Source organism: Dendronalium sp. ChiSLP03b (genome assembly GCF_034531165.2).
In the GTDB taxonomy this organism is placed as follows: domain Bacteria; phylum Cyanobacteriota; class Cyanobacteriia; order Cyanobacteriales; family Nostocaceae; genus Dendronalium; species Dendronalium minutum.
In genome coordinates, this window is sequence record NZ_JAVRBR020000043.1 from 1 (window position 1) to 19,422 (window position 19,422).

At 42.2% G+C, this 19,422-nt stretch carries 16 protein-coding genes; 6 read left to right on the forward strand and 10 right to left on the reverse strand.

Annotation, left to right across the window (positions count from 1 at the left end; genetic code table 11):
• Window positions 1-123: 123 nt before the first annotated feature.
• From RMY31_RS10670 to RMY31_RS10685, 4 genes are all read right to left on the reverse strand, one after another.
• A complete protein-coding gene (locus RMY31_RS10670) occupies window positions 124-291 on the reverse strand; it encodes a hypothetical protein (RefSeq protein WP_322660154.1) in 168 nt (55 codons plus the stop codon).
• Window positions 292-418: 127 nt separating this feature from the next.
• Complete coding sequence (locus tag RMY31_RS10675) at window positions 419-1,651, reverse strand: NAD(P)/FAD-dependent oxidoreductase (protein WP_322660192.1); 1,233 nt, start codon at window positions 1,649-1,651, stop codon at window positions 419-421.
• Window positions 1,652-1,702: 51 nt separating this feature from the next.
• The gene (rd, locus tag RMY31_RS10680; protein WP_322660152.1) at window positions 1,703-1,867 is read right to left on the reverse strand and encodes a rubredoxin; all 165 of its coding nucleotides are present in this window, start codon (window positions 1,865-1,867) and stop codon (window positions 1,703-1,705) included.
• Window positions 1,868-2,106: 239 nt separating this feature from the next.
• Complete coding sequence (locus tag RMY31_RS10685) at window positions 2,107-2,301, reverse strand: hypothetical protein (protein ID WP_322660150.1); 195 nt, start codon at window positions 2,299-2,301, stop codon at window positions 2,107-2,109.
• Window positions 2,302-2,753: 452 nt separating this feature from the next.
• Between RMY31_RS10685 and RMY31_RS10690 the strand changes: the two genes are divergently transcribed.
• The 3 genes from RMY31_RS10690 to RMY31_RS10700 all read left to right on the forward strand — a co-directional run bounded on the left by RMY31_RS10690 (window position 2,754) and on the right by RMY31_RS10700 (window position 6,120).
• Window positions 2,754-3,329, forward strand: coding sequence for an SRPBCC family protein (locus RMY31_RS10690; protein WP_322660148.1), 576 nt, complete (start codon window positions 2,754-2,756; stop codon window positions 3,327-3,329).
• A 734-nt stretch (window positions 3,330-4,063) separates the two neighbouring features.
• Window positions 4,064-4,789, forward strand: a complete 726-nt coding sequence (gene cysH, locus RMY31_RS10695) for a phosphoadenosine phosphosulfate reductase (protein ID WP_322660146.1) — start codon at window positions 4,064-4,066, stop codon at window positions 4,787-4,789.
• A 71-nt stretch (window positions 4,790-4,860) separates the two neighbouring features.
• On the forward strand, window positions 4,861-6,120 hold the full coding sequence (locus RMY31_RS10700) for an exonuclease SbcCD subunit D (RefSeq protein ID WP_322660144.1): 1,260 nt from the start codon (window positions 4,861-4,863) through the stop codon (window positions 6,118-6,120).
• Window positions 6,121-6,198: 78 nt separating this feature from the next.
• On the opposite strand, the gene RMY31_RS10705 is transcribed toward RMY31_RS10700, so the two are convergent.
• Window positions 6,199-7,086, reverse strand: coding sequence for an aspartoacylase (locus tag RMY31_RS10705; protein WP_322660142.1), 888 nt, complete (start codon window positions 7,084-7,086; stop codon window positions 6,199-6,201).
• Entirely contained in the window at window positions 7,083-8,849 is a 1,767-nt protein-coding gene (locus RMY31_RS10710) for an NFACT family protein (RefSeq protein ID WP_322660140.1), read from the reverse strand. Before RMY31_RS10710 ends, RMY31_RS10705 begins: the two co-directional genes overlap by 4 nt.
• A 280-nt stretch (window positions 8,850-9,129) precedes the next feature.
• Between RMY31_RS10710 and RMY31_RS10715 the strand changes: the two genes are divergently transcribed.
• Window positions 9,130-9,960, forward strand: coding sequence for a mechanosensitive ion channel family protein (locus tag RMY31_RS10715; RefSeq protein ID WP_322660137.1), 831 nt, complete (start codon window positions 9,130-9,132; stop codon window positions 9,958-9,960).
• A 123-nt stretch (window positions 9,961-10,083) separates the two neighbouring features.
• On the opposite strand, the gene RMY31_RS10720 is transcribed toward RMY31_RS10715, so the two are convergent.
• A complete protein-coding gene (locus RMY31_RS10720; protein ID WP_322660134.1) occupies window positions 10,084-11,355 on the reverse strand; it encodes a glycosyltransferase family 1 protein in 1,272 nt (423 codons plus the stop codon).
• A 735-nt stretch (window positions 11,356-12,090) separates the two neighbouring features.
• On the opposite strand from RMY31_RS10720, the gene RMY31_RS10725 reads away from it, so the two are divergent.
• A complete protein-coding gene (locus RMY31_RS10725) occupies window positions 12,091-12,234 on the forward strand; it encodes a hypothetical protein (protein ID WP_322660132.1) in 144 nt (47 codons plus the stop codon).
• 242 nt (window positions 12,235-12,476) lie between these two features.
• On the opposite strand, the gene RMY31_RS10730 is transcribed toward RMY31_RS10725, so the two are convergent.
• The 3 genes from RMY31_RS10730 to prfC form a co-directional block, all read right to left on the reverse strand.
• A complete protein-coding gene (locus RMY31_RS10730) occupies window positions 12,477-12,968 on the reverse strand; it encodes an RNA recognition motif domain-containing protein (protein WP_322660130.1) in 492 nt (163 codons plus the stop codon).
• A gap of 617 nt (window positions 12,969-13,585) precedes the next feature.
• Complete coding sequence (locus RMY31_RS10735) at window positions 13,586-15,835, reverse strand: M48 family metalloprotease (RefSeq protein WP_322660128.1); 2,250 nt, start codon at window positions 15,833-15,835, stop codon at window positions 13,586-13,588.
• A gap of 162 nt (window positions 15,836-15,997) precedes the next feature.
• Window positions 15,998-17,623 (reverse strand): peptide chain release factor 3, encoded by a 1,626-nt coding sequence (gene prfC, locus RMY31_RS10740; protein WP_322660125.1) that lies wholly within the window; start codon window positions 17,621-17,623, stop codon window positions 15,998-16,000.
• A 657-nt stretch (window positions 17,624-18,280) separates the two neighbouring features.
• On the opposite strand from prfC, the gene hemB reads away from it, so the two are divergent.
• Window positions 18,281-19,264 (forward strand): porphobilinogen synthase, encoded by a 984-nt coding sequence (gene hemB / locus RMY31_RS10745; RefSeq protein WP_322660123.1) that lies wholly within the window; start codon window positions 18,281-18,283, stop codon window positions 19,262-19,264.
• Window positions 19,265-19,422 lie beyond the last annotated feature (158 nt).

Here is a 19,422-nt window from a genome sequence, read left to right on the forward strand (position 1 = left end):
CGTTTTGTTCCTAAAACCCTGGTTTTAGGGTGTAAGGGTGTGGGGGTGTAAGGGTGTAGGGGTAGAAGAAATGATGATTAGAGCGTTAGTTTTATAGTCATTACTCATTGCTTGATTAAAAACCTACACTTGTGAGGGGGAGCCACTGCGGTCTTGGGGTTTCCCCAAGTGGAGTAAGTGGCGTGAGACGCTACGCGACCGAGCGTCGGAGGGTTTCCCTCCGGAGCCACTCTGGTCTTGGGGTTCCCCCCGTTGTAGGCGACAGCCTTCCCGCAGGGTAGAAAGTGGCATCAGGTGACTAGCGTTAGCGCTAAGGAAAGGGGAAGAACTTTGTTTAATTTCTTTTCCCTTCTCCTCTACTTTCCTGCTCCTTTACCTCCTCATTCTCCCATTTCCTACCTTTTCTAGATAGAAGTTGCTAGCTAGTCCCCATTGCATTACCAGCTAAATACGCTGTTGTCCAAGCGCTTTGAAAGTTAAAACCCCCCGTGATGCCATCAATATCTAAAATTTCTCCGGCAAAGTAAAGATCGGGAACTAATTTACTTTCCATCGTCTTGAAGTTGACTTCTTTAAGGTTAATGCCACCACAGGTAACAAATTCTTCCTTGAAAACTCCTTTGCCACTGATTAAATGTTCTCCCTGAGTGAGTTCTTGCACTAACCGATTTAATGTTTTGTTAGATAGTCCTGCCCAACGCTCTTCTAGAGTAATACCTACACGGGCGATCAGATATTGCCAGAGGCGGTGAGGTAGGTCAACTCCACGATGCAATGCGATCGCTTTGTTTGCCCATTCAGTCTTAACTGCTAAGATTTTTTGCCGCACTTGTTCTTGCTGCAAATCAGGCAGCCAATTGATTGATAATGTAGCTTGATAGCGGCTTTCGTGCAAAAATCTTGCACCCCAAGCAGAAAGTTTCAGCACAGCTGGGCCACTCAAACCCCAGTGGGTAATTAGCAACGGGCCTGTTTGTTCTAGTTGGGACTTTTCTGCAACAGACAACCGCAAGCGCACGGGGTTGACGCTAATTCCAGCTAAAGCCCTCAGATGTTGGTCAACAATGTTGAAGGTGAATAGCGAGGGCACAGGCGATTGAATTTGATGACCAAATTCTTGGGCTACTTTATAACCCACAGGATTGCTTCCTGTGGCCAACAGCAAGCGATCGCACTTTATAATCTCTCCCGACTTCAAAATAATCTCAAATTGATTGCTCAGTAGTCGCTTTACTGACACTACAGCTGCTGCCGTCCAAATTTCTATACCAGCAGCCTTAGCAGCATTCATCAGACAATTCACAACCGTTTCTGAACTATCTGTAATCGGAAACATCCGTCCATCAGCCTCAGTTTTTAGCGGTACTCCATGGAGAGCAAACCAAGTGACTGTATCTTTCGCTTGAAAACGAGTGAAGGCACCCTGCAAGGCTTTTCCGCCTCTGGGGTAATTTTGCACCAACCCCGCTGGTTCAAAGCAAGCGTGAGTGACGTTGCAGCGTCCTCCACCAGAAATGCGAACTTTAGCCAGTGGTTGACGACTGGCTTCGAGTAAAATGATTTGGGCGTGAGGATTGATTTCAGCACAAGCGATCGCGCCAAAAAATCCAGCCGCCCCACCCCCAATAACTACAATTTTTAACGGCAGCAAGTTCAAAAATGTCTCTTCTATAGCACCTACTTTCTAGGCTAGCCGTTATCTTTACACTTCTGCTGGTTCAAATTGATCTTTTGTCGCGCCGCAAACTGGACATACCCAATCTTCTGGTATCTCTTCAAAGGGCGTTCCTGGCTCTATCCCACTATCAGGATCGCCTACTTCTGGGTCATAAATATAGCCACAGACAGTACACTCATACTTTTCCATGTTCCTTTCCCCTGGTAAATTGTTGGCGTTACTTCACTACCTACCATATAAGTAGTCATGCAAAATTAAATATGCATTGTCATTGCGAGTGTAGCGAAGCAAAACGAAGCAATCGCAAGGGTTTGTGATTGCTTCGTTTCGTTTGCAATGACATAGATATTTTTGCATACCTACTTAACCTTATAACTATGAGTTAATTAGTTAATGTTTTAAATATGCTATTTCTAACGCTTGCGAAATTAAAAACGCCACCAAGTTCTTTGAGCGTAACTGAGAATCCCTATAGCGATCGCCCCCAATAATAATAGCCAAATCACTCCGCCCGGAACAAATGTGAGAATACCAAAGCCTCTGAGTACCCAAACGGCTATTCCTATGCCCAGAAATACACCAAAAGCCTGGGTTAATATGCGGTTTAAAGAAGATTGTTTCATTTGGTTTCCCTCTTGATTCCCAATTTACTACTTTTTATGTTGATTAGATAAAGTTACTGTCAGACGTTTAATAGTATAAAAAATACAAACAACAGCTAAAAGTTTTTCCCTCCAAAAATAGAATTCTCCAGAACTCCAATATCTATAATTAAATACACCTTGCATATCAGATGATGTTTGTGCCATTCTAGCTGTTACAAATGTAATTTTTCATTTAAAAGTGGTGCTATTTTCAGGACTGCTTAAGTATAAATTCTATTAATTGTTACAATAAATACATATTTTTACAGTAAAAATCTTGAATATTTTTTTAAATAAATCATTGGTTCCGGCGTGTATATTAGACTGGGACTAAAATTTAGTGGGTTGGACTTGCTCCCGTTTAATGGTTTGCACTTTCAACCTTTTCGACCTTAGAAGGTGGATATAAGTGAGGAGTAACTAAAATCAATATGTCTGCGTCTTATATTTCAAACTCAATTATCGTAGGTTCGGATATGACTTTGAGTCATGACAAGCAACGGTTACTCATGCAGGGTGAAATTTTGGTGCAAACGCAATCGCATACAGCTTGGGGTGGCGCTGTTACAGCATGCATGTATTTGCCCCTAGTGCGATCGCAGGTATGGCAGCAACTAACTGATTACCCTCGTTGGGTACAATATTTTCCTGACATCACCAAAAGCGAAGTTTTACATAGAGGTGAAGTCAAACGTCTGTATCAAGCTGCACAAAAAGCCTTTTTATTTTTCACCGCTCAAGTCGAAATTTACCTTAATGTCGTGGAAGTCCTTGGACAACAAATTCAATTTCGGATGGAAAAAGGGACTTTTCTGGATTTTACAGCCAATATAGAGCTACAAGATTATGGTAACGGCACAATGCTTGCTTATAATGTGCAAGCAACGCCTAATATACCGATACCTTCACTTTTCATTCAACAAGCTATGAACTTGGAGTTGCCTACAAATATGCGAAAAATGCGACAAGTTTTGTGTAAGCCTCCGACTAGTACCGAAAAGCGGTAGCTACAAATGAAATAAATAGAGTGTTACTAACTTTCAAGTTAGTAAATCTTAACACTCATACAGTCGTGTTTCTTCAGATTCCATTTTTCTATTAGCTTTGTTGTAATTTGCAACAAGATGCAAAAACCCTGCTCAGTCTTAAGCAAGGTTTTGTAAAGTTTTGTGCTAAAAATTTTCAGTTTTTTTGTTGACTTATCTTAAAAAACGCTCATGATCGTGATGATGCTAAAGCTGGTTATCGCGATCAAAGCACCCATCACTATAGATACGCCCAGTGTATTGGTAGATTTTGAATTGTTCATTTTAGTAAAATTCCTTAATTTTAATGATTCTAATAAACATATCAGTAGCAGTATAAATATCTATAAAAGTAGAGTAAAACTTAAATTAATGTAAATATTCTTAGTAAAGACTGTGGTGTTTGCTTACAAATAGGTTGCAAATATCCTGAAATCAATTAAGACAAAGTCAAGTATTAGTATAATTTAACACTTATTGAGTTACCTAATTTACGTATAGAGTTAAGGACAGCGTCAGGTAAAAGGCAACACCAGGGTCAAGGGGTAAAAGGAAAGGCGAAGAACTTTGTTTAATTCCTTTTTTCCTTGCCACCTGTCCCCTTAATGTAGCGATCGCCGAACAAAATAATTACCTCATATCCGAGCGGAATACGCGCCTTTATAGGGTAAAATCAAGTTTAATCAAGGTAAAAACAATTTGACCGGAAAATTATCATGACAGCTTCCACGGGATCTAGAAACCAAACCACTAGTTTTGACTTAGAACTATTAAATCAACAGTTTGAAACTGCCACTCCGAAAGAAATCCTGGCATGGTCTATAGAGAATATCCCCACAGGACTGGTGCAAACTAGTGCCTTTAATGTGGATGACATGGTAATTACTAATATTCTTTACAGCGAACTCAAGCATCCAGTTCCTGTAATCTTTCTCGACACCTTGCACCACTTTCGTGAAAGCCTAGAACTAGTTGCTAAAGCCAAAGAAATCTATAACTTAGATTTGAAAACTTACAAGGTTCCAGACGTAGATACCCGCGAAGCCTTTACTACTAAATACGGTGAAGCACTCTGGGATAAAGATATTGCTCAATTTCACCAAATTACAAAAATTGAACCACTACTACGGGGTTTAGATGAACTGAACACTGTTGCTTGGATTACCGGTCGTCGCCGCGACCAAGCAGTAACCCGTGCTAATATGCCTATCTTTGAATTAGATAGTCAAGGTCGGTTGAAAATAAATCCCATAGCTACTTGGACGCGCCAAGATAGCTGGCCTTATGTCGCTGAACATAAAGTAATTTACAACCCTTTGCACGACCAAGGTTATCCCAGCATTGGTGATGAACCCATCACCACCAAAGTAGGTGAAGGTGAAGACGAACGCGCCGGACGCTGGCGGGGAAGTAATAAAACAGAATGTGGAATTCACATTTAATTTAGTCAAAAGTGCAAAGTCCAAAGTCAAGAGCGACAATATTAACTATTGACTATTGACTATTAACTCATATGATTAAAATCCTCCACCTCTCCGACATCCATATGGGAAGCAGCTTTTCCCACGGACGAATTAATCCGGCAACAGGATTAAACACACGGTTGGAGGATTTTGTCAATACATTATCTCTGTGTATTGACCGATCGCTGGCAGATGCCGTGGATTTGGTAATATTTGGTGGCGATGCTTTTCCTGATGCAACACCACCTCCTTACGTGCAAGAAGCTTTTGCTAGCCAGTTTCGTCGTCTCGTGGATGCCGATATTCCAACAGTGCTGTTGGTGGGCAACCACGACCAACATTCCCAAGGACTAGGGGGAGCGAGTTTAAATATTTACCGCACCTTGGGAGTGCCGGGCTTTGTAGTAGGTGATAAATTAACCACTCACCACATATCAACTCGCAACGGCAAAGTACAAATTATCACTCTTCCTTGGCTGACGCGTTCGACACTCATGACTCGCCAAGAAACTGAAAGTTTGTCTCTGGCAGAAGTCAATCAGTTGTTAACTGAACGCTTGCAAGTTGTCTTAGAAGGCGAAATTCGCCGTCTTGACCCCGATGTGCCAACTGTGCTTTTGGCTCACTTGATGGCTGACAATGCTACCTTGGGAGCAGAGCGCTTTTTGGCAGTGGGCAAAGGGTTTACGCTACCCCTATCTTTGCTGACGCGACCGTGTTTTGATTATGTAGCGCTGGGACACGTCCACCGCCATCAAAATTTAAATAAATCCAACAACCCACCAGTTATTTATCCAGGAAGCATTGAGCGAGTAGATTTTAGCGAAGAAAAAGAAGACAAAGGCTATGTGATGATAGAACTGGAACGGGGTAGTGTGAAGTGGGAATTTTGTCCCTTACCAGTTCGGACTTTCCGTACAATTGAGGTGGATGTCTCGAAAGCAGACGATCCTCAAGCTGCATTAATGAAAGCGATCGCTAAATATGATATTCAAGATGCTGTAGTGCGGTTAATTTACAAACTCCGCTCCGAACAGTTGGACATCATTGATAACGCTTCTCTACATACTGCTTTAAATTCAGCTCACACCTATACCATTCAGCCAGAATTGATAAGTCAGCTAGCTCGACCCCGTATTCCTGAATTAAGTGCCAGTAGTAGCATTGACCCCATGGAAGCATTGAAAACCTACTTGAATAATCGTGAAGACCTCAAAGACATAGCAGCATCAATGTTAGAAGCAGCAGAAAAGTTACTCACAGATGATGTGGAAATTTGGCTAGAAGCAACAACTCATGAGCAGCACTGAAAAAATCCTGCAATAGGTTCTTAAAAAAATACTGGCTTACCAAAAATGACCAAAAACGCCAATTATTAATAACTGCAATCACAAATTTTGCAGACTATACACTTGTTTCTCGGTTAAACACATAGCAATACCTTTTTCATAATAGGCGGCTTCGTTGATGAAAACAGGATAAACTGTGGATGTGCCTTCATAAGCGATCGCTTTACCATCCAAAGTTAAAAATATTGGCTCGCCAGGGTTGAGTGGTTCATAATCCTGAAACTGAAGCTGAGGATGGATCATCGCTTGAATTTCTCCATGCTCGTTTCTAGGATAATCTATCGCCCCCACATATTGATAGTATGTCAGTGTATTATTGGTTTGTGGAATTGAACCTTGATTGTATCTTTGCAAATAATTCAGAACGCTATAAATTAGTTCCTCTGTTTTTTGAAACCATTCTGCATTCAAGACACCTTGAGCTACAGGCCCAACTTCAATTACCAAACCCAATTCGCACAGAGAACGGAGAAAATTACTTCCTTTTTCGGGTTGTGTGTAACAGACCTTCACCTCAGGATTTATTGAACTCAGATAAGCTGCTAATTGCAGTAGCAATGGATGATGGCTGCCTAGTATAATACTCAGCCCCATGTTTGCCGTTGTACTATGTAAATCAATAATCAAATCTACCTGAGAATTGCTTGTTTGTCCTAGTATTTGGTATATGGCTTTTGCCCGGATATCTTCATAGCTAGAGAGTGTACAATCTAGCAAGTTTTCAATGAAGAAACAACGATTTAAATCCTTGTCAATATAACGTTTACCTGCCGCAAAAGCTAGGGGATTACCCAATAAAGTGAGAGTTTCAAAGCTGGGTCGTTGAATCAGTGCGGGAATCTGTTCAAACTTTTTAATTAGGTATGCTCCTGTAAATTCGTTACCGTGAGTTCCACCAACAATGGCAACTCGATTGATTTTATTCATAATAGCGATTCCTTCTCCTGTAGAGACGGACTATGGCGCGTCTCTACTATTGACTGTGGTTGTCCCCAGAGAATTCGCTCCTGTTTGTAAATGGCAATTCCTGGTTTAGCTCCTTTGGGTTTGTAGACATACTTTGGCTGAGTGTAAACTATTGGTACTCGATCGCTTTGTCGAGCGCGACTGTAGTAGGCGGTAAGATTGGCAACGAATTGCAAATCAGTGGTGTCTGGAACAGCGCCAGGTTCTAAACGTAGTAGCACATGACTGCCAGGAATTTCTTGAGCGTGGAACCATAGGTCATAATCCCCAGCTACACGAAACGTTAATTGGTCATTCTGGCGATTGTTACGACCGATTAAGACTTGAAAGCCATTAGGGGTGCGGTAATTATGAAAGTTGGTGCTAGCAACTTCGTTTGTGCTACGACTGCGGTATTCTGGGTCTTCTAGATATTTTTGTCCAATTAGCTCGTCGCGGATTTCTTCCAAGGCCTGCAAATCTTCTACTGTTTGGTAGTTGTCTATTTGAGCGATCGCAGCTTCTACTTGTTCTAAATACTCGATTTCTGTCTGCACTTCCAAGAGTAAAGGTTCGACAGCAACACGAGCGCGTTTTAGCTTTTGATGTTGTTTGTAAAAGCTTTGAGCATTTTGTACAGCATTTTTATCTGGTTGGAGAGCGATCGCGACTGGCTTGCCTGTTTCAAAATCAGGGAGGATAATCTCCTTCATCCCTGGTTCCCAGTTTTGCAAGTGAGCCATCAACAAATCAGCTTTTTGGCGATAATCATCTGCTCGATCTGATTGCTGCAAACGATCTGCAAAGGTTTGACCCTTATTCCGTAGTTTTACCAGAATATTATTTAATTTCTGACTCAGCTGATGACGTAATTGAGAGAATAACTGTTGATTGAGCCGATCGTTATAATACTTGTTGAGTAATGCTTGGATGTTTTGTGCTGACGCAACTGCACCCCAACCCATGACAGTGTATCCATCTCCAGTCCAAGCTGGTTGAAACTTATTTAAATCCAAAGCTTCCAGCCATTCCTGCCATCGTTCAAACAGCCTTTGCCAGTCGTCAGGGTTGAGGGTGTCGGTGGTGGTTTCTGGTGCTAAATTGGCTGCGAGCAACATGGAGTCTACCAGTGCTGCACTCAAGCCGCTATAACTTTTTAATAACTGACGCTTAATTGCTCCTGGTACTAAGCTTACCCGTTCTTGCCAGCGTTCTTGAGATTCACTCAAACTGGGAACAGGGCCAGTGAGTTTGGGTGGTGTTTCGTAAGGTTGTCCGGTTTGGATGGGACGGACGCTAGACTGTTGCTGACTAACTTGATGGGCAGCCGTGATAATTAGATTGCTGGCATCGGTGAGGATGACATTGCTGTATTTGCCCATAATTTCTACATATATATGATGTAGAGCGCTTTCTCCAGGACGACGGGCAAATTGTAAATCAATAACGCGCTCCCAAGGTGCGATCGCTTCAATTGCCACCAGCGCCAAACCACCCAACTGGTGTACTAGTTGTTGGCTGAAGGTGAAAGTATCTGGCGATCGCGGTGGCGGTTCGCCAATGCAAATGCGTGCAGCTTGAGGATGCCAGGAAATCTCTAGCCAACCCCGTTGTTTCAGGGTACGTAATGCCACAGCAATCGTGTAGCGATCGCGTTGATAAACCTGTTCCAGACGGGACGGTAGCCAGTTAGCGCGTAGTTCGCTACAAGCAGCTTTAAGGGTGGTTAAGTCAACTGGTTGCACAACAATTAGCCATTGGCGTTCAAACTTAGATGCTCAGTATATGCTATCTTGTCTAGCTCCGTCTGGCATAACTTAAAGAAGGCAGAGGGCACAAGGCAGATGGCAGAAGGTAGGCGGACAAGGGAAAGGCTTCGCCTTGGGTAAGGGGAAAAGGAATTAAACAAAGTTCTTCCCTTGCCTTTTAACCTTTACCTCTTTATCTTTTGCCTCCTGCCCTCTGCCCTCTGCCTTTCTTGTTAAAATTTGGGACAAATCGAGTGTATAAAATAAACGATTGTTGATGACTATTTTCACTGTGGAGCTTGTCTCACCGCTCTGGCAAAACTCGCTAGATATGGCCTTGGAAGTCTGGAAAAAATGGCTGGATCTGGGGTTTGCAGTTGTACCAAAAATTATTTGGGCTATTGGTATTCTGTTCTTGACGCGCTTGGCGATGAATTTCATCGGTCGCTTTTTGCGTAAAGCTCTTGCTCGTACTGAGCCAACCCTACGACATTTCCTGATTCAGGCAGCTGAAATTTTAACTTTGTTGAGTGGTGCTGTTGCTGCTCTCAACCAGGTGGGAATTCAGACAACCAGCATCGTCGCAGTTTTAGCAGCAGCGGGTTTGGCGGTTGGTTTAGCGTTGCAGAATACTCTTTCCCATTTTGCTGCTGGGGTAATCATCATCAGTATGCGTCCCTTTGAAGTCGGAGATTATATTGAAGGGGGAGGAGTTGCCGGGGTAGTGGATGGAGTTGGCATTTTCTCCACCACATTGATAACGCGAGACAATGTGCAAATTACAGTGCCGAATGGTCTATTGTTTAGCGGTACGCTGAGAAATACTAGCGCTTTGGGTACACGACGGGTTGATTTAGAAATTGATATTGGCGATCGCCCAATAGAAATGACTATTACTCACTTATTGACGCTGGTGCAATCCCATCCTTTAGTTTTGGATCGACCACCACCAACCTGTGACGTTACCTCTATCTCTCCTACTACTACAGTTTTGTACCTGCGTCCTTGGTGTACTGCTGAAGACTACGATCGCGTGCGATCGCAGGTTTTACAACTTGTTAAAGAAGCGTTGCGGGAAATTCCCGATACTGACAATCCTATGCAGTGAAGAGTAGATAGTTAATCACAAAAAGGAAAAGGAAAAACAACAGATTGCTGCTAAATTCCTTCTTCCTTTTTGCTTTTAACTATTAAAAACCTCTACTACTCCTTACTAGACAGGGTAAGGACGTTACTTAGTCAGCAATAATTTGGCTTCTTTAACTGGTTGCTGCAAAAATTGATTGTAAAGTTCGCTTAGCTGATTTGCCACGCCATCCCAGCTAAACTTGGTAACGACGCGTTTTCTGCCAGCTTTACCCAATTCGTCTCGCCATTCTGGATTGACGAGAATTCGGTCGATGGCAGATGCAAAGGCAGCTATGTCTTGTGGTGGTGCCAATAAACCAGTTTCTTCGGGAACCACGGTAAACTGAAGTCCTCCAACATCACTGGCTACTACTGGTGTGCCACTTGCCATCGCTTCAATCGCCACGAGTCCAAAGGGTTCGTAGTGACTGGGAACAACGCAAACATCAGCAGCCGCGTAATAAGTTGGCAAAATTTCCTGACTCAGACGACCGGGAAGGGTGATAAAGTCACTCATCCCTAATTCAGTAATAATGCTCTCAATGCGATCGCGCTCAATTCCATCGCTATTACCTGGAGTGCTACCACCACCAATAATTAGCCGCAGGTTGTTAGAGGCACGTAACTTAGACTCATTGATTGCACGCACTAAGGTTTCTATACCTTTGCGCGGGTCAAAACGTCCTACATATAATACAAGCTTGGCTTGTTGGTCAATTCCCAACTCCAATCTCGCTGCTTGTCGGTCAATCGAGCCAAATCGCTGAATATCCGTACCGCAAGGAATGATATCAATACTACCTTGGGTGGAAACGAGCGATCGCATGTGTTCTTTTTCTTGCGGACTTGTGGCTACAATCCGTTCTGCCGTTTCCAAAACTTCTTTTTCCACTGCCAATCGCTGACTGGCAATCAGAGGAATATTTTCTATCGTATTATACTTGACTGCTCCTAAAGAGTGGTATGTGTGAACTTGTTTACTTCCTTGGATTTTCTTCAACTGCATACCTACCCAGCTAGAGTGCCAGTAGTTTGTGTGAACCAAATTATATTTAACGTCCTCTTCTTTTTGGAATTTGAGAAGATTTTCGACAAATTCTGGTAAATAGCTAAAAAGATCATCTCGCGGTACAAACTCAAGGGGACCAGCTTTAAAACGAATGGTTCGACAATTTTGACTATGTTGAACAATTGTGTCTTGCTCTGCACTCACTTTGCGGGTAAACATATCAACTTGCCATCCCAGCCGCGCTAGTGCTTCACCCACATGACGCACATAAACATTTTGTCCTCCAGCTTCTTCCTTACCAATTTCGATCGCCGGATCTCCGTGGACGGAAATCAAGGCAATGCGTTTTTCAGTGGTAGAGTTCATAGTTTGTGTGTTGCTGATTGTAACAAGGTATCCGATGGTTCCAAGTGTGCTAGGCGCAAACTTCACCCAATTGTTGAGGAATCTTGAGTAATCTTTATTTTAGTTTAGTATGTTAAACATTTTTATATATCCCCTACAATATTTATACTTTTTATTCAGTATTTATATTTAATCTCTTTATATGTAAATTGCTATATTTGTATCTAATGCTTGTGGTAGATGAACTTCTATTTGATTAATGGTATGTACGTAAATGAGTTTTATGTTTATACAATTTATACATTTGTTCAGATATTTTTAAAGTGAAATTTCTAAGTAATATTACTATTAAAAGTTAAATATAAGTATTTTAAGTAAATTCTCCACGCCTAAATAAAATGCAAATTAAAATAAAATTTCCTGGATTTAGAGCAATTTTATAACTATGGCGATTAACTTTATCTTGTTTAAAAAGTAATTATTTATACTTGAAATCAATAAATGTATTTTGTAGTTTATAATACTTTTGATATATCAGTTACATTTACTTTTCAGTACTAATATTTAATGTAAACAAAGATGAAAATAATAGAAAAGACAACATATAAACATAGAATTGGCTGATGCTCGAAATAGCATTTTGTAAAAAAAGTTACATATAAGGTCGGACTAAAACTAAAATCCCCCTAAGTCTCATAACAAAAAATGCTAGGACTTAGGGGGATTTAGAGGTTGCCTGTTTTTGTGCCCTTTTTTATGCAAAGGACACAAAGGCAGCTTTTAGCGAGAATTGAAGGTTATTGTATTAATAAGTTTTACTTTGCCCTCACCCTGGTGGTTCGGACTCTGGAAGATTTAGACATGCCTAGCTTTGTTGAACAAATGCGATCGCAAATGTAAATGTTGGCATAACTTTGGTCAGCTTCCGCCTGCTTTGCATAAACAAAGTCACTACACTAAGTTTTTTAGTCGCATTGGACTAGCAAGACAAGCTACTGCTAGTTAAACCCACATTCCGTAGCTGCGATCGCATTTACAACAAGGGACATAAACACCCTTTGATAGCTAATTAGATAATTACTGCTAATTAAAAATTAAAAATCAGAATTTTTTGATTTTTAATTTTTAATTGTTCTCTCCACTTAGTTTGTGGCTTGTGCAGCTAGCATCTGCTTCAGCTTTTCTAGTTCAGAAGCCCAACGTGGGTCTGGACGAATAGCATCTGAGTCAGCAGTTGTAGCGCTTTCGCGACCACCGCCGCCACGCCGAGATTTCTTAGAGCCTTTATCTCGACGATTGCTATCTTTATTTGTGTTAGGAGCAGGGTGACTACTACTTTGATTAACAGCTTTGGGGGCTTGCTCCTCGTTCTCATCACCTTTTGTCCGAGGTAATGCCTTCTCTAGTTTGATGGGAGTGTCTTTGAACAATTGACCATTATACTTTTCAATAATCTGATCTGCTTGTTCGTCATTGTTAACTGTGAGAAAACCGAAACCACGGCACTTGCCGGTTTTCCGGTCTTTGATTAGTTTCGTAGTGACAGCATCGCCTTCTTCTGCAAAAACTGCTTGCAGGTCTTGACGATCTATTTCTTCTTTTGGCAAATTGCCTATATATAGGCGAACGGACATGAACTATACCTCCAGAGTTGAATTAACAGGCAAGGCAAGAAAACAATCACTTGGCTTTGGCTTTTAAATAGATGCTATTGACCAAGATTGCCATCAACCAATTTTTTTACTCCAAACTGTTAACCTATACAATACAGTTTTTCGTCGGGATCAAGCTTGTTTAATACAAAAGCGCATACAACGCTCAGCTAATACCACCTTAATTCTAAGAATTGTAAACCTATTAGCCTACTGTCTGCCACAGTAAATATTTTTTTCAATGCTCTTGCCCGCAGAATTAAATACCATTCCTTACATTACCACGGTATTTTCTACGTAGCTAGTTCAGCGCATACATTTCCGACAATAGTATTATCGCATCGTAGCATAAAGTACATTTTTTTCTCAAGAGTGAATATTGGAAACAAAAACCAGCCAATGGCTGGTTAATTTACTGCTGTGTTGGGAGGATACAAAAGATAAACTGGCACGAACACTTGATTGTAAGAACAAAGCTATAGTGCTGAGTTATGCCATTTTTTGAGTATGTAAATAAATGTAACACTTACCAAGAAATTTTGCAACATTTGTTTACATTTTGCTTTGTCAGTTGTCCTGATTTTGCTAATGACTACTGACTAACCCATGAGGAAAATGTATGCACCCCAAGCCTGCGCTGCAACTGCCAAAACAGTAGACCAAATAGGATGAGGGCTATGAATTGTTTTACCACTTTGAGTTTGCAGCGTTTGGATGTCAATCCAGGGTGTAGCTCCTCGGCGGAACCAGCCTGTAACTGTAATCTGCCGACCAATAAAATCTTGGAGATTTCCTGACTGCCCCAGCCAGGAAATATGGTGTAGTTTCACCAAACCTGTATTGGACTGTAGAATTAAGTCTTGTGCTAAAGAATTGCTAGTACCCTGACGACCTAATAACTTGCCGACAAGATGTACCTGAATACTATCAATGGGGATAGTAGCTGGATTAGCTAACAGGTTGGGCAGTAGGTCATTAGTTTGTACGTTGGTAGTTTTGATGTCTGGAAAAAAAGAGTTCATCCGGATCACCATACCAATGCTAAAGCCAATTAGTAGACAACCTGTCACAAATGACCAGTCTTCGTATATCCACTTTAAATTTAAAAACTTGAGTGAGAAAGCAGTTTGCCAAAGCAGCCAAATCAGACCTGCAAACAAAAAACCCAAAGGAACGCCTAAAAAAGGAGCGGTTTGTAATAAGAAGGATTGACGCGTCACCTTTAAGGACTGTTGGCTCAAGGATTGTTGGCTAGTCAGATGTAGTTCGGTGTCTATATGCCAGTGTTGGGCTATTTGACACAGGCGTTGGATGCGATCGCCAATTAAAGGATGGGTATTATTAATCGCTAACCAGCGGCGATAGGGATTGAGATTGTCCCAGGTCAAAATAGATTCAAAGGTCAAATAACCCGCAACGCTACCCAAAGAAAGGCTCTGTTGATAACCTACTGGTGTCAGGAGATTTAAGCTTTCCAACTGCCAACTGGTGTGTTCTGTTTTTTGAACATCACCAGCAATGCCAATGGCGATTTTGAGTAAGGCACGAGTTAAGGCATTGGGATTACCAGTAATTTCGGCTGCAAGGCGATCGCTATAGTAAAGCCGTAACCGCGATAACCATAAAGCCGTACCAGTTAAAAAACACCAAACTCCATAAAAGAGGCTAGCCAAAATAGTGAACGGTCCGCGCCAGATTTTATTTGTCTTGTCTCCCCACTGCGAAACTTGCTGATACAACCTGTAACTTGGCAGCGTTACCAGCAGCACCAAAGACATGACCACAAAATCCAAGTGAGCAATATGCCCTAACTGAGCAGCATAGATTGTCGCAATTTCATCATCTGCCAGTTGTTCTAAGAGTCCTTGACTGACCACAATCCGGGCATTACGGGGTAAATTCCCATAAGTTAAAGCTATTGGCGCTGCTATTGGTAAAATCCGCAGTTTCGGCATCGGCCAATGACGCTGCTGGCAATAGCGGTGTAGTACCCGACCTGTCTCACGACTGTGGTTATTCAATACATCCTTGTGTAGCTCTCGCTGACCATAAGAAGCTAATAGCCAATCTAGTAACCAGGGCGAAAGCACAACCAAGACGAACAAAACTATCAGTAATAAATGAGTAGGGTTGCGGTATAAAAGTTGTACAGGCTCCAGGTATGGTAATTTGACTAAAGTGTAGTTAATTAACCCCATTGCAAACTTAATTATTTCCCGCAGCACCCAAAACAGAGCAATGAATGTTCCTGCCGCCAGTAAACGCAAGGGTATCAAGTTGGGCTTACGCAAAGGCTGCCATACTTTGGCGCGTTTTGCTTGCCGCCAATAAATGCCGAATTCTTTAATTTGTGTGTAGCCTGCACCTAAGAAGCCACCTGGTGGCATGGCAGGTTTTTCAATGAATGTTTTTTGGAAACTTCCAGGTGGTACAGCGGTTGAATTGCGGGGAGTTACGGCTGCTACTTTTGTTTTTTGTGGTTTCGTCTGTGATGCCGCAGCGACTTGGGGATTACCTGAGCGTGAATTATCAAAAGCAACAAATCCAGTTTCTAAATTTTTTGATTCTTTGTTTTTTTTGCGTTTTGTCAAGTGTGTGAGAGCGCGTTCTGCCCACTCTTTAACTTGGGGATTCTGGCTGTCAATGAGACTCTGACACAGGGCGATCGCCTTATCAGCTTTGCCACTGCGCGCATAAGCCATCACTAAACCAACCTTTGCTTGCAAGCTAGCAGTTCCATTGCCCTGGCTAATGGCTATAGGCTCTAGTTGAGCGATCGCTGTTTGGTAATTTCCTTGCTTGAGGGCAATTAAACCAGCCTCCAAAGACGATTCGGCATGTGAAGGCATAGAAATTCTGGCACTCCAATCTCTTTTAATTCATGGTTTTGTAAAAGCGCATTCAGATCCCTGACTGAATAATTCGTAATTGCTAATTCGTAATTCGTAATTGATGGAGAACCACTCAATTTACTTATTGACGGATTAACTGCGCCTCGCCTAACAAGTGAATTATTCTTCCACTGGTTGTTGACCGGATACCGGGGCGATCGCGCTTAACTTTAACTCTGGATGATCTCCCTGTAACTGTTGGCAATTCCATTCGTTGCGGAATAGCAATACTGGGCGACCCATGCTGTCTTTGACTGTGGTGGTGTTAAATATACGTCCCACCTGATTCAAAGCTTCCCAACCACCTTCAACCCAACGAGCAACACTGTAGGGCAATAATTCTAGCAGGGTTTCTACACCATACTCATTTTGTAAGCGAAACTGCACCACTTCAAATTGCAACTGACCCACAGCTGCGAGAATTGGATCGCGCTTGGCTTCATCATTGGAATACATAATTTGCACTGCACCCTCTTCACGCAATTCGGAAATGCCTTTTTGGAATTGCTTAAACTTTGAGGGGTTAGGGTTTCTAAGAGTCGCAAAAAGTTCCGGTGAAAAATACGGAATTCCTTCATATTCCAGCTTTTGCCCCGTGTAAATTGTATCGCCGATTGCAAAAACCCCTGGATTGTTCAAACCGATCACATCACCCGGATAAGCTTCATCAATCGATTCCCGTTCTTGAGCAAAGAGTTTTTGCGGGCGAGACAGACGCACTACTTTGCCAGTTCGGGCGTGATTCACTGTCATATCTTTTTCAAACTTACCAGTGCAGACCCGGACAAATGCCACGCGATCGCGATGTTTGGGATCCATGTTCGCTTGCAGTTTGAAGACAAACCCAGAAAAATCAGGGTAGGTAGGGGGAACTTCGCCAACGCTGCTGTTATGAGAACCGGGTTTAAGGGCGTAATCTAGGAAGTACTTGAGGAACAACTCTACCCCAAAGTTCGTCATGGCGCTACCAAAGAAAACAGGTGTCATTTTTCCTTGATGTACCAATTCCAAATCTAGTTCCGGCCCGACTCCTTCTAAAAGTTCTAAATCATTTTTCAGTTGGTAATATAAATCTTGTTCCAGCAGTTCTTCAATTTGGGCATCACCCAAATCTACTGTGGTATCGCGGGCTTCGCGGCTACCATGAGCGCTGCGTTCAAATAGGTGAATTTGTTGCATGTTCCGATCGAATACACCTTTAAAGCGATCGCCCATGCCAATGGGCCAATTGACTGCATAGGTTTGCAACCCTAATTCTTGCTCAATCTCATCTAACAGTTCTAGAGGTTCTCTTCCCGGACGGTCGAGTTTATTTACAAAGGTAAAAATGGGTAGACCCCGCAACTTACACACTTCAAATAACTTGCGAGTTTGGGGTTCCAAACCTTTAGCAGCATCAATTAACATCACTGCGTTATCAGCGGCAGCAAGAGTGCGATAAGTATCTTCGCTAAAATCTTGGTGTCCGGGTGTGTCTAGTAAATTGATCTGACAGTTTTGGTATTCAAACTGCAACACAGTGGAGGTAATGGAAATTCCCCGTTGTTGTTCCATTGCCATCCAGTCTGAGGTAGCCTTGCGCTGTGCCCTACGTGCCTTGACTGCCCCAGCTTCGTGAATTGCCCCTCCGTAGAGTAATAGCTTTTCTGTGAGTGTCGTTTTACCCGCATCAGGGTGCGAAATAATCGCAAAGTTACGGCGAAGTTCAACAGCTTTATGAAGTTCTGACTGAAGTTCAGTTGACATAACTGTATTTGTTTGCTTGAAAATTAACTTAATTTTTCTACTCTAGCGAGTCTTTTAATCTTAAAACAACGATGCTCGCGATCGGGTTGCGTGCAACCAACAAGCTGACACAGATTTGTACTCAAACAGTGTAACTAAGGCATAAAGAGACAAAAGCAGGAAAAGGTAAATCTCCCAAAATTTCAGTTCAAAGTTGAGATACCATAGCAATTCGTTTTGATTTATAAACTGACTTGTGTAGGTAGGGAGTGGGGAGTAGGGAATCTGTCTTTTCGATTTGTACGGAGTTTTTTCAAAAATCAAATACGAGTTTTATACTAAAATATCGATCCAGTAGTCAAAAAAGTAACCTCTTAGGCTATTTATTTAGAAAGGCTAAACATTAATTCAATATTTCGCAACATTTATGATAGCGATCGCTCATAAAATCTAATTTCTTTATTATTAATTTGCTCGATTTTTAATATAGTTATTTTAGTGTCCACACATGTATGTCAGCCAAGCTGTAGAATACGAAATTGCCCCACAATTTCAGCAAGAGTAGGGCAAGGGACAGTTAAGCACTGTTTGTAGTCTGTCCGACAGCAGCAGCATTTTGCCCTGCTTTTGTGACGCTTTATCTTGTGTCCATAGCGTTGTTTTTCTTTACAAAAATTTATGTTTCCAATACATCGACCCCGCCGTCTACGTACCAATTCCCAACTGCGCCGGATGGTACGTGAAACTGTATTGACAACAAGTGATTTAATCTACCCGCTTTTTGCCGTTCCAGGTGAGGGAATTGCTAAAGAAGTAAAATCCATGCCTGGAGTTTATCAACTGTCGGTGAATAAAATTGTCGAAGAGGCAAAAGCAGTTTATGACCTAGGAATTCCCGCGATTATTTTATTTGGTATTCCTGCTGATAAAGATGTCAATGCCACTGGGGCTTGGCATGATTGCGGTATTGTGCAAAAAGCAGCGACTGCGGTGAAAGAAGCAGTACCAGACTTGATTGTAATTGCTGATACTTGTTTGTGTGAGTATACCAGTCACGGTCACTGTGGTTATCTGGAAGTTGGTGATTTGATGGGACGGGTTCTCAACGACCCAACCCTAGAATTATTGAAGAAAACAGCAGTTTCTCAAGCAAAAGCTGGTGCAGATATCATCGCTCCTTCTGGAATGATGGATGGCTTTGTGCAAGCAATTCGTCAGGGTTTGGATGAAGCTGGATTCCAAGACACGCCGATTTTGTCTTATGCTGCTAAGTATGCTTCAGCTTACTATGGCCCGTTTCGGGATGCAGCAGAATCGACGCCACAATTTGGCGATCGCAGAACTTACCAAATGGACCCAGGTAACGCCCGCGAAGCCATCAAAGAAGTTGAACTGGATATAGCCGAAGGTGCTGATATGCTCATGGTCAAGCCAGCTTTGGCATACATGGATATTATCTGGCGCGTCAAGGAAGCGAGTAATTTACCCGTTGCCGCTTATAACGTTTCTGGTGAGTATTCTATGATTAAAGCTGCTGCTCTCAACGACTGGATTGATGAAAAGCGCGTGGTTCTGGAAACTTTAACTGGGTTTAAACGGGCGGGTGCTGACTTGATTTTGACCTACCACGCGAAAGATGCAGCGCGATGGTTGTCGGAGTAAGCTAGACAGTTGAATAATTTATTAATAAATCTCACGCAGAGACGCGAAGGCACAGAGTTTTTCTTTGTGTTTTGGTGTTTGGGCGTGAGATTAGGGACTTCCAACTAAAAAAATATCCCATCGCTTTGGTGAGCAGGGGAAGCAGGGGAGGAAGAATC

Excerpts from the sequence above, each read along its gene's own strand:
- hemB (WP_322660123.1), top strand. The coding sequence starts at position 18,281 with ATGTTTCCAATACATCGACCCCGCCGTCTACGTACCAATTCCCAACTG.
- prfC (WP_322660125.1), bottom strand. The coding sequence starts at position 17,623 with ATGTCAACTGAACTTCAGTCAGAACTTCATAAAGCTGTTGAACTTCGC.
- RMY31_RS10690 (WP_322660148.1), top strand. The coding sequence starts at position 2,754 with ATGTCTGCGTCTTATATTTCAAACTCAATTATCGTAGGTTCGGATATG.
- RMY31_RS10670 (WP_322660154.1), bottom strand. The coding sequence starts at position 291 with ATGCCACTTTCTACCCTGCGGGAAGGCTGTCGCCTACAACGGGGGGAA.
- RMY31_RS10715 (WP_322660137.1), top strand. The coding sequence starts at position 9,130 with ATGACTATTTTCACTGTGGAGCTTGTCTCACCGCTCTGGCAAAACTCG.
- RMY31_RS10720 (WP_322660134.1), bottom strand. The coding sequence starts at position 11,355 with ATGAACTCTACCACTGAAAAACGCATTGCCTTGATTTCCGTCCACGGA.
- RMY31_RS10735 (WP_322660128.1), bottom strand. The coding sequence starts at position 15,835 with ATGCCTTCACATGCCGAATCGTCTTTGGAGGCTGGTTTAATTGCCCTC.
- RMY31_RS10725 (WP_322660132.1), top strand. The coding sequence starts at position 12,091 with ATGCAAAGGACACAAAGGCAGCTTTTAGCGAGAATTGAAGGTTATTGT.
- RMY31_RS10730 (WP_322660130.1), bottom strand. The coding sequence starts at position 12,968 with ATGTCCGTTCGCCTATATATAGGCAATTTGCCAAAAGAAGAAATAGAT.
- cysH (WP_322660146.1), top strand. The coding sequence starts at position 4,064 with ATGACAGCTTCCACGGGATCTAGAAACCAAACCACTAGTTTTGACTTA.
- RMY31_RS10700 (WP_322660144.1), top strand. The coding sequence starts at position 4,861 with ATGATTAAAATCCTCCACCTCTCCGACATCCATATGGGAAGCAGCTTT.
- rd (WP_322660152.1), bottom strand. The coding sequence starts at position 1,867 with ATGGAAAAGTATGAGTGTACTGTCTGTGGCTATATTTATGACCCAGAA.
- RMY31_RS10685 (WP_322660150.1), bottom strand. The coding sequence starts at position 2,301 with ATGAAACAATCTTCTTTAAACCGCATATTAACCCAGGCTTTTGGTGTA.
- RMY31_RS10705 (WP_322660142.1), bottom strand. The coding sequence starts at position 7,086 with ATGAATAAAATCAATCGAGTTGCCATTGTTGGTGGAACTCACGGTAAC.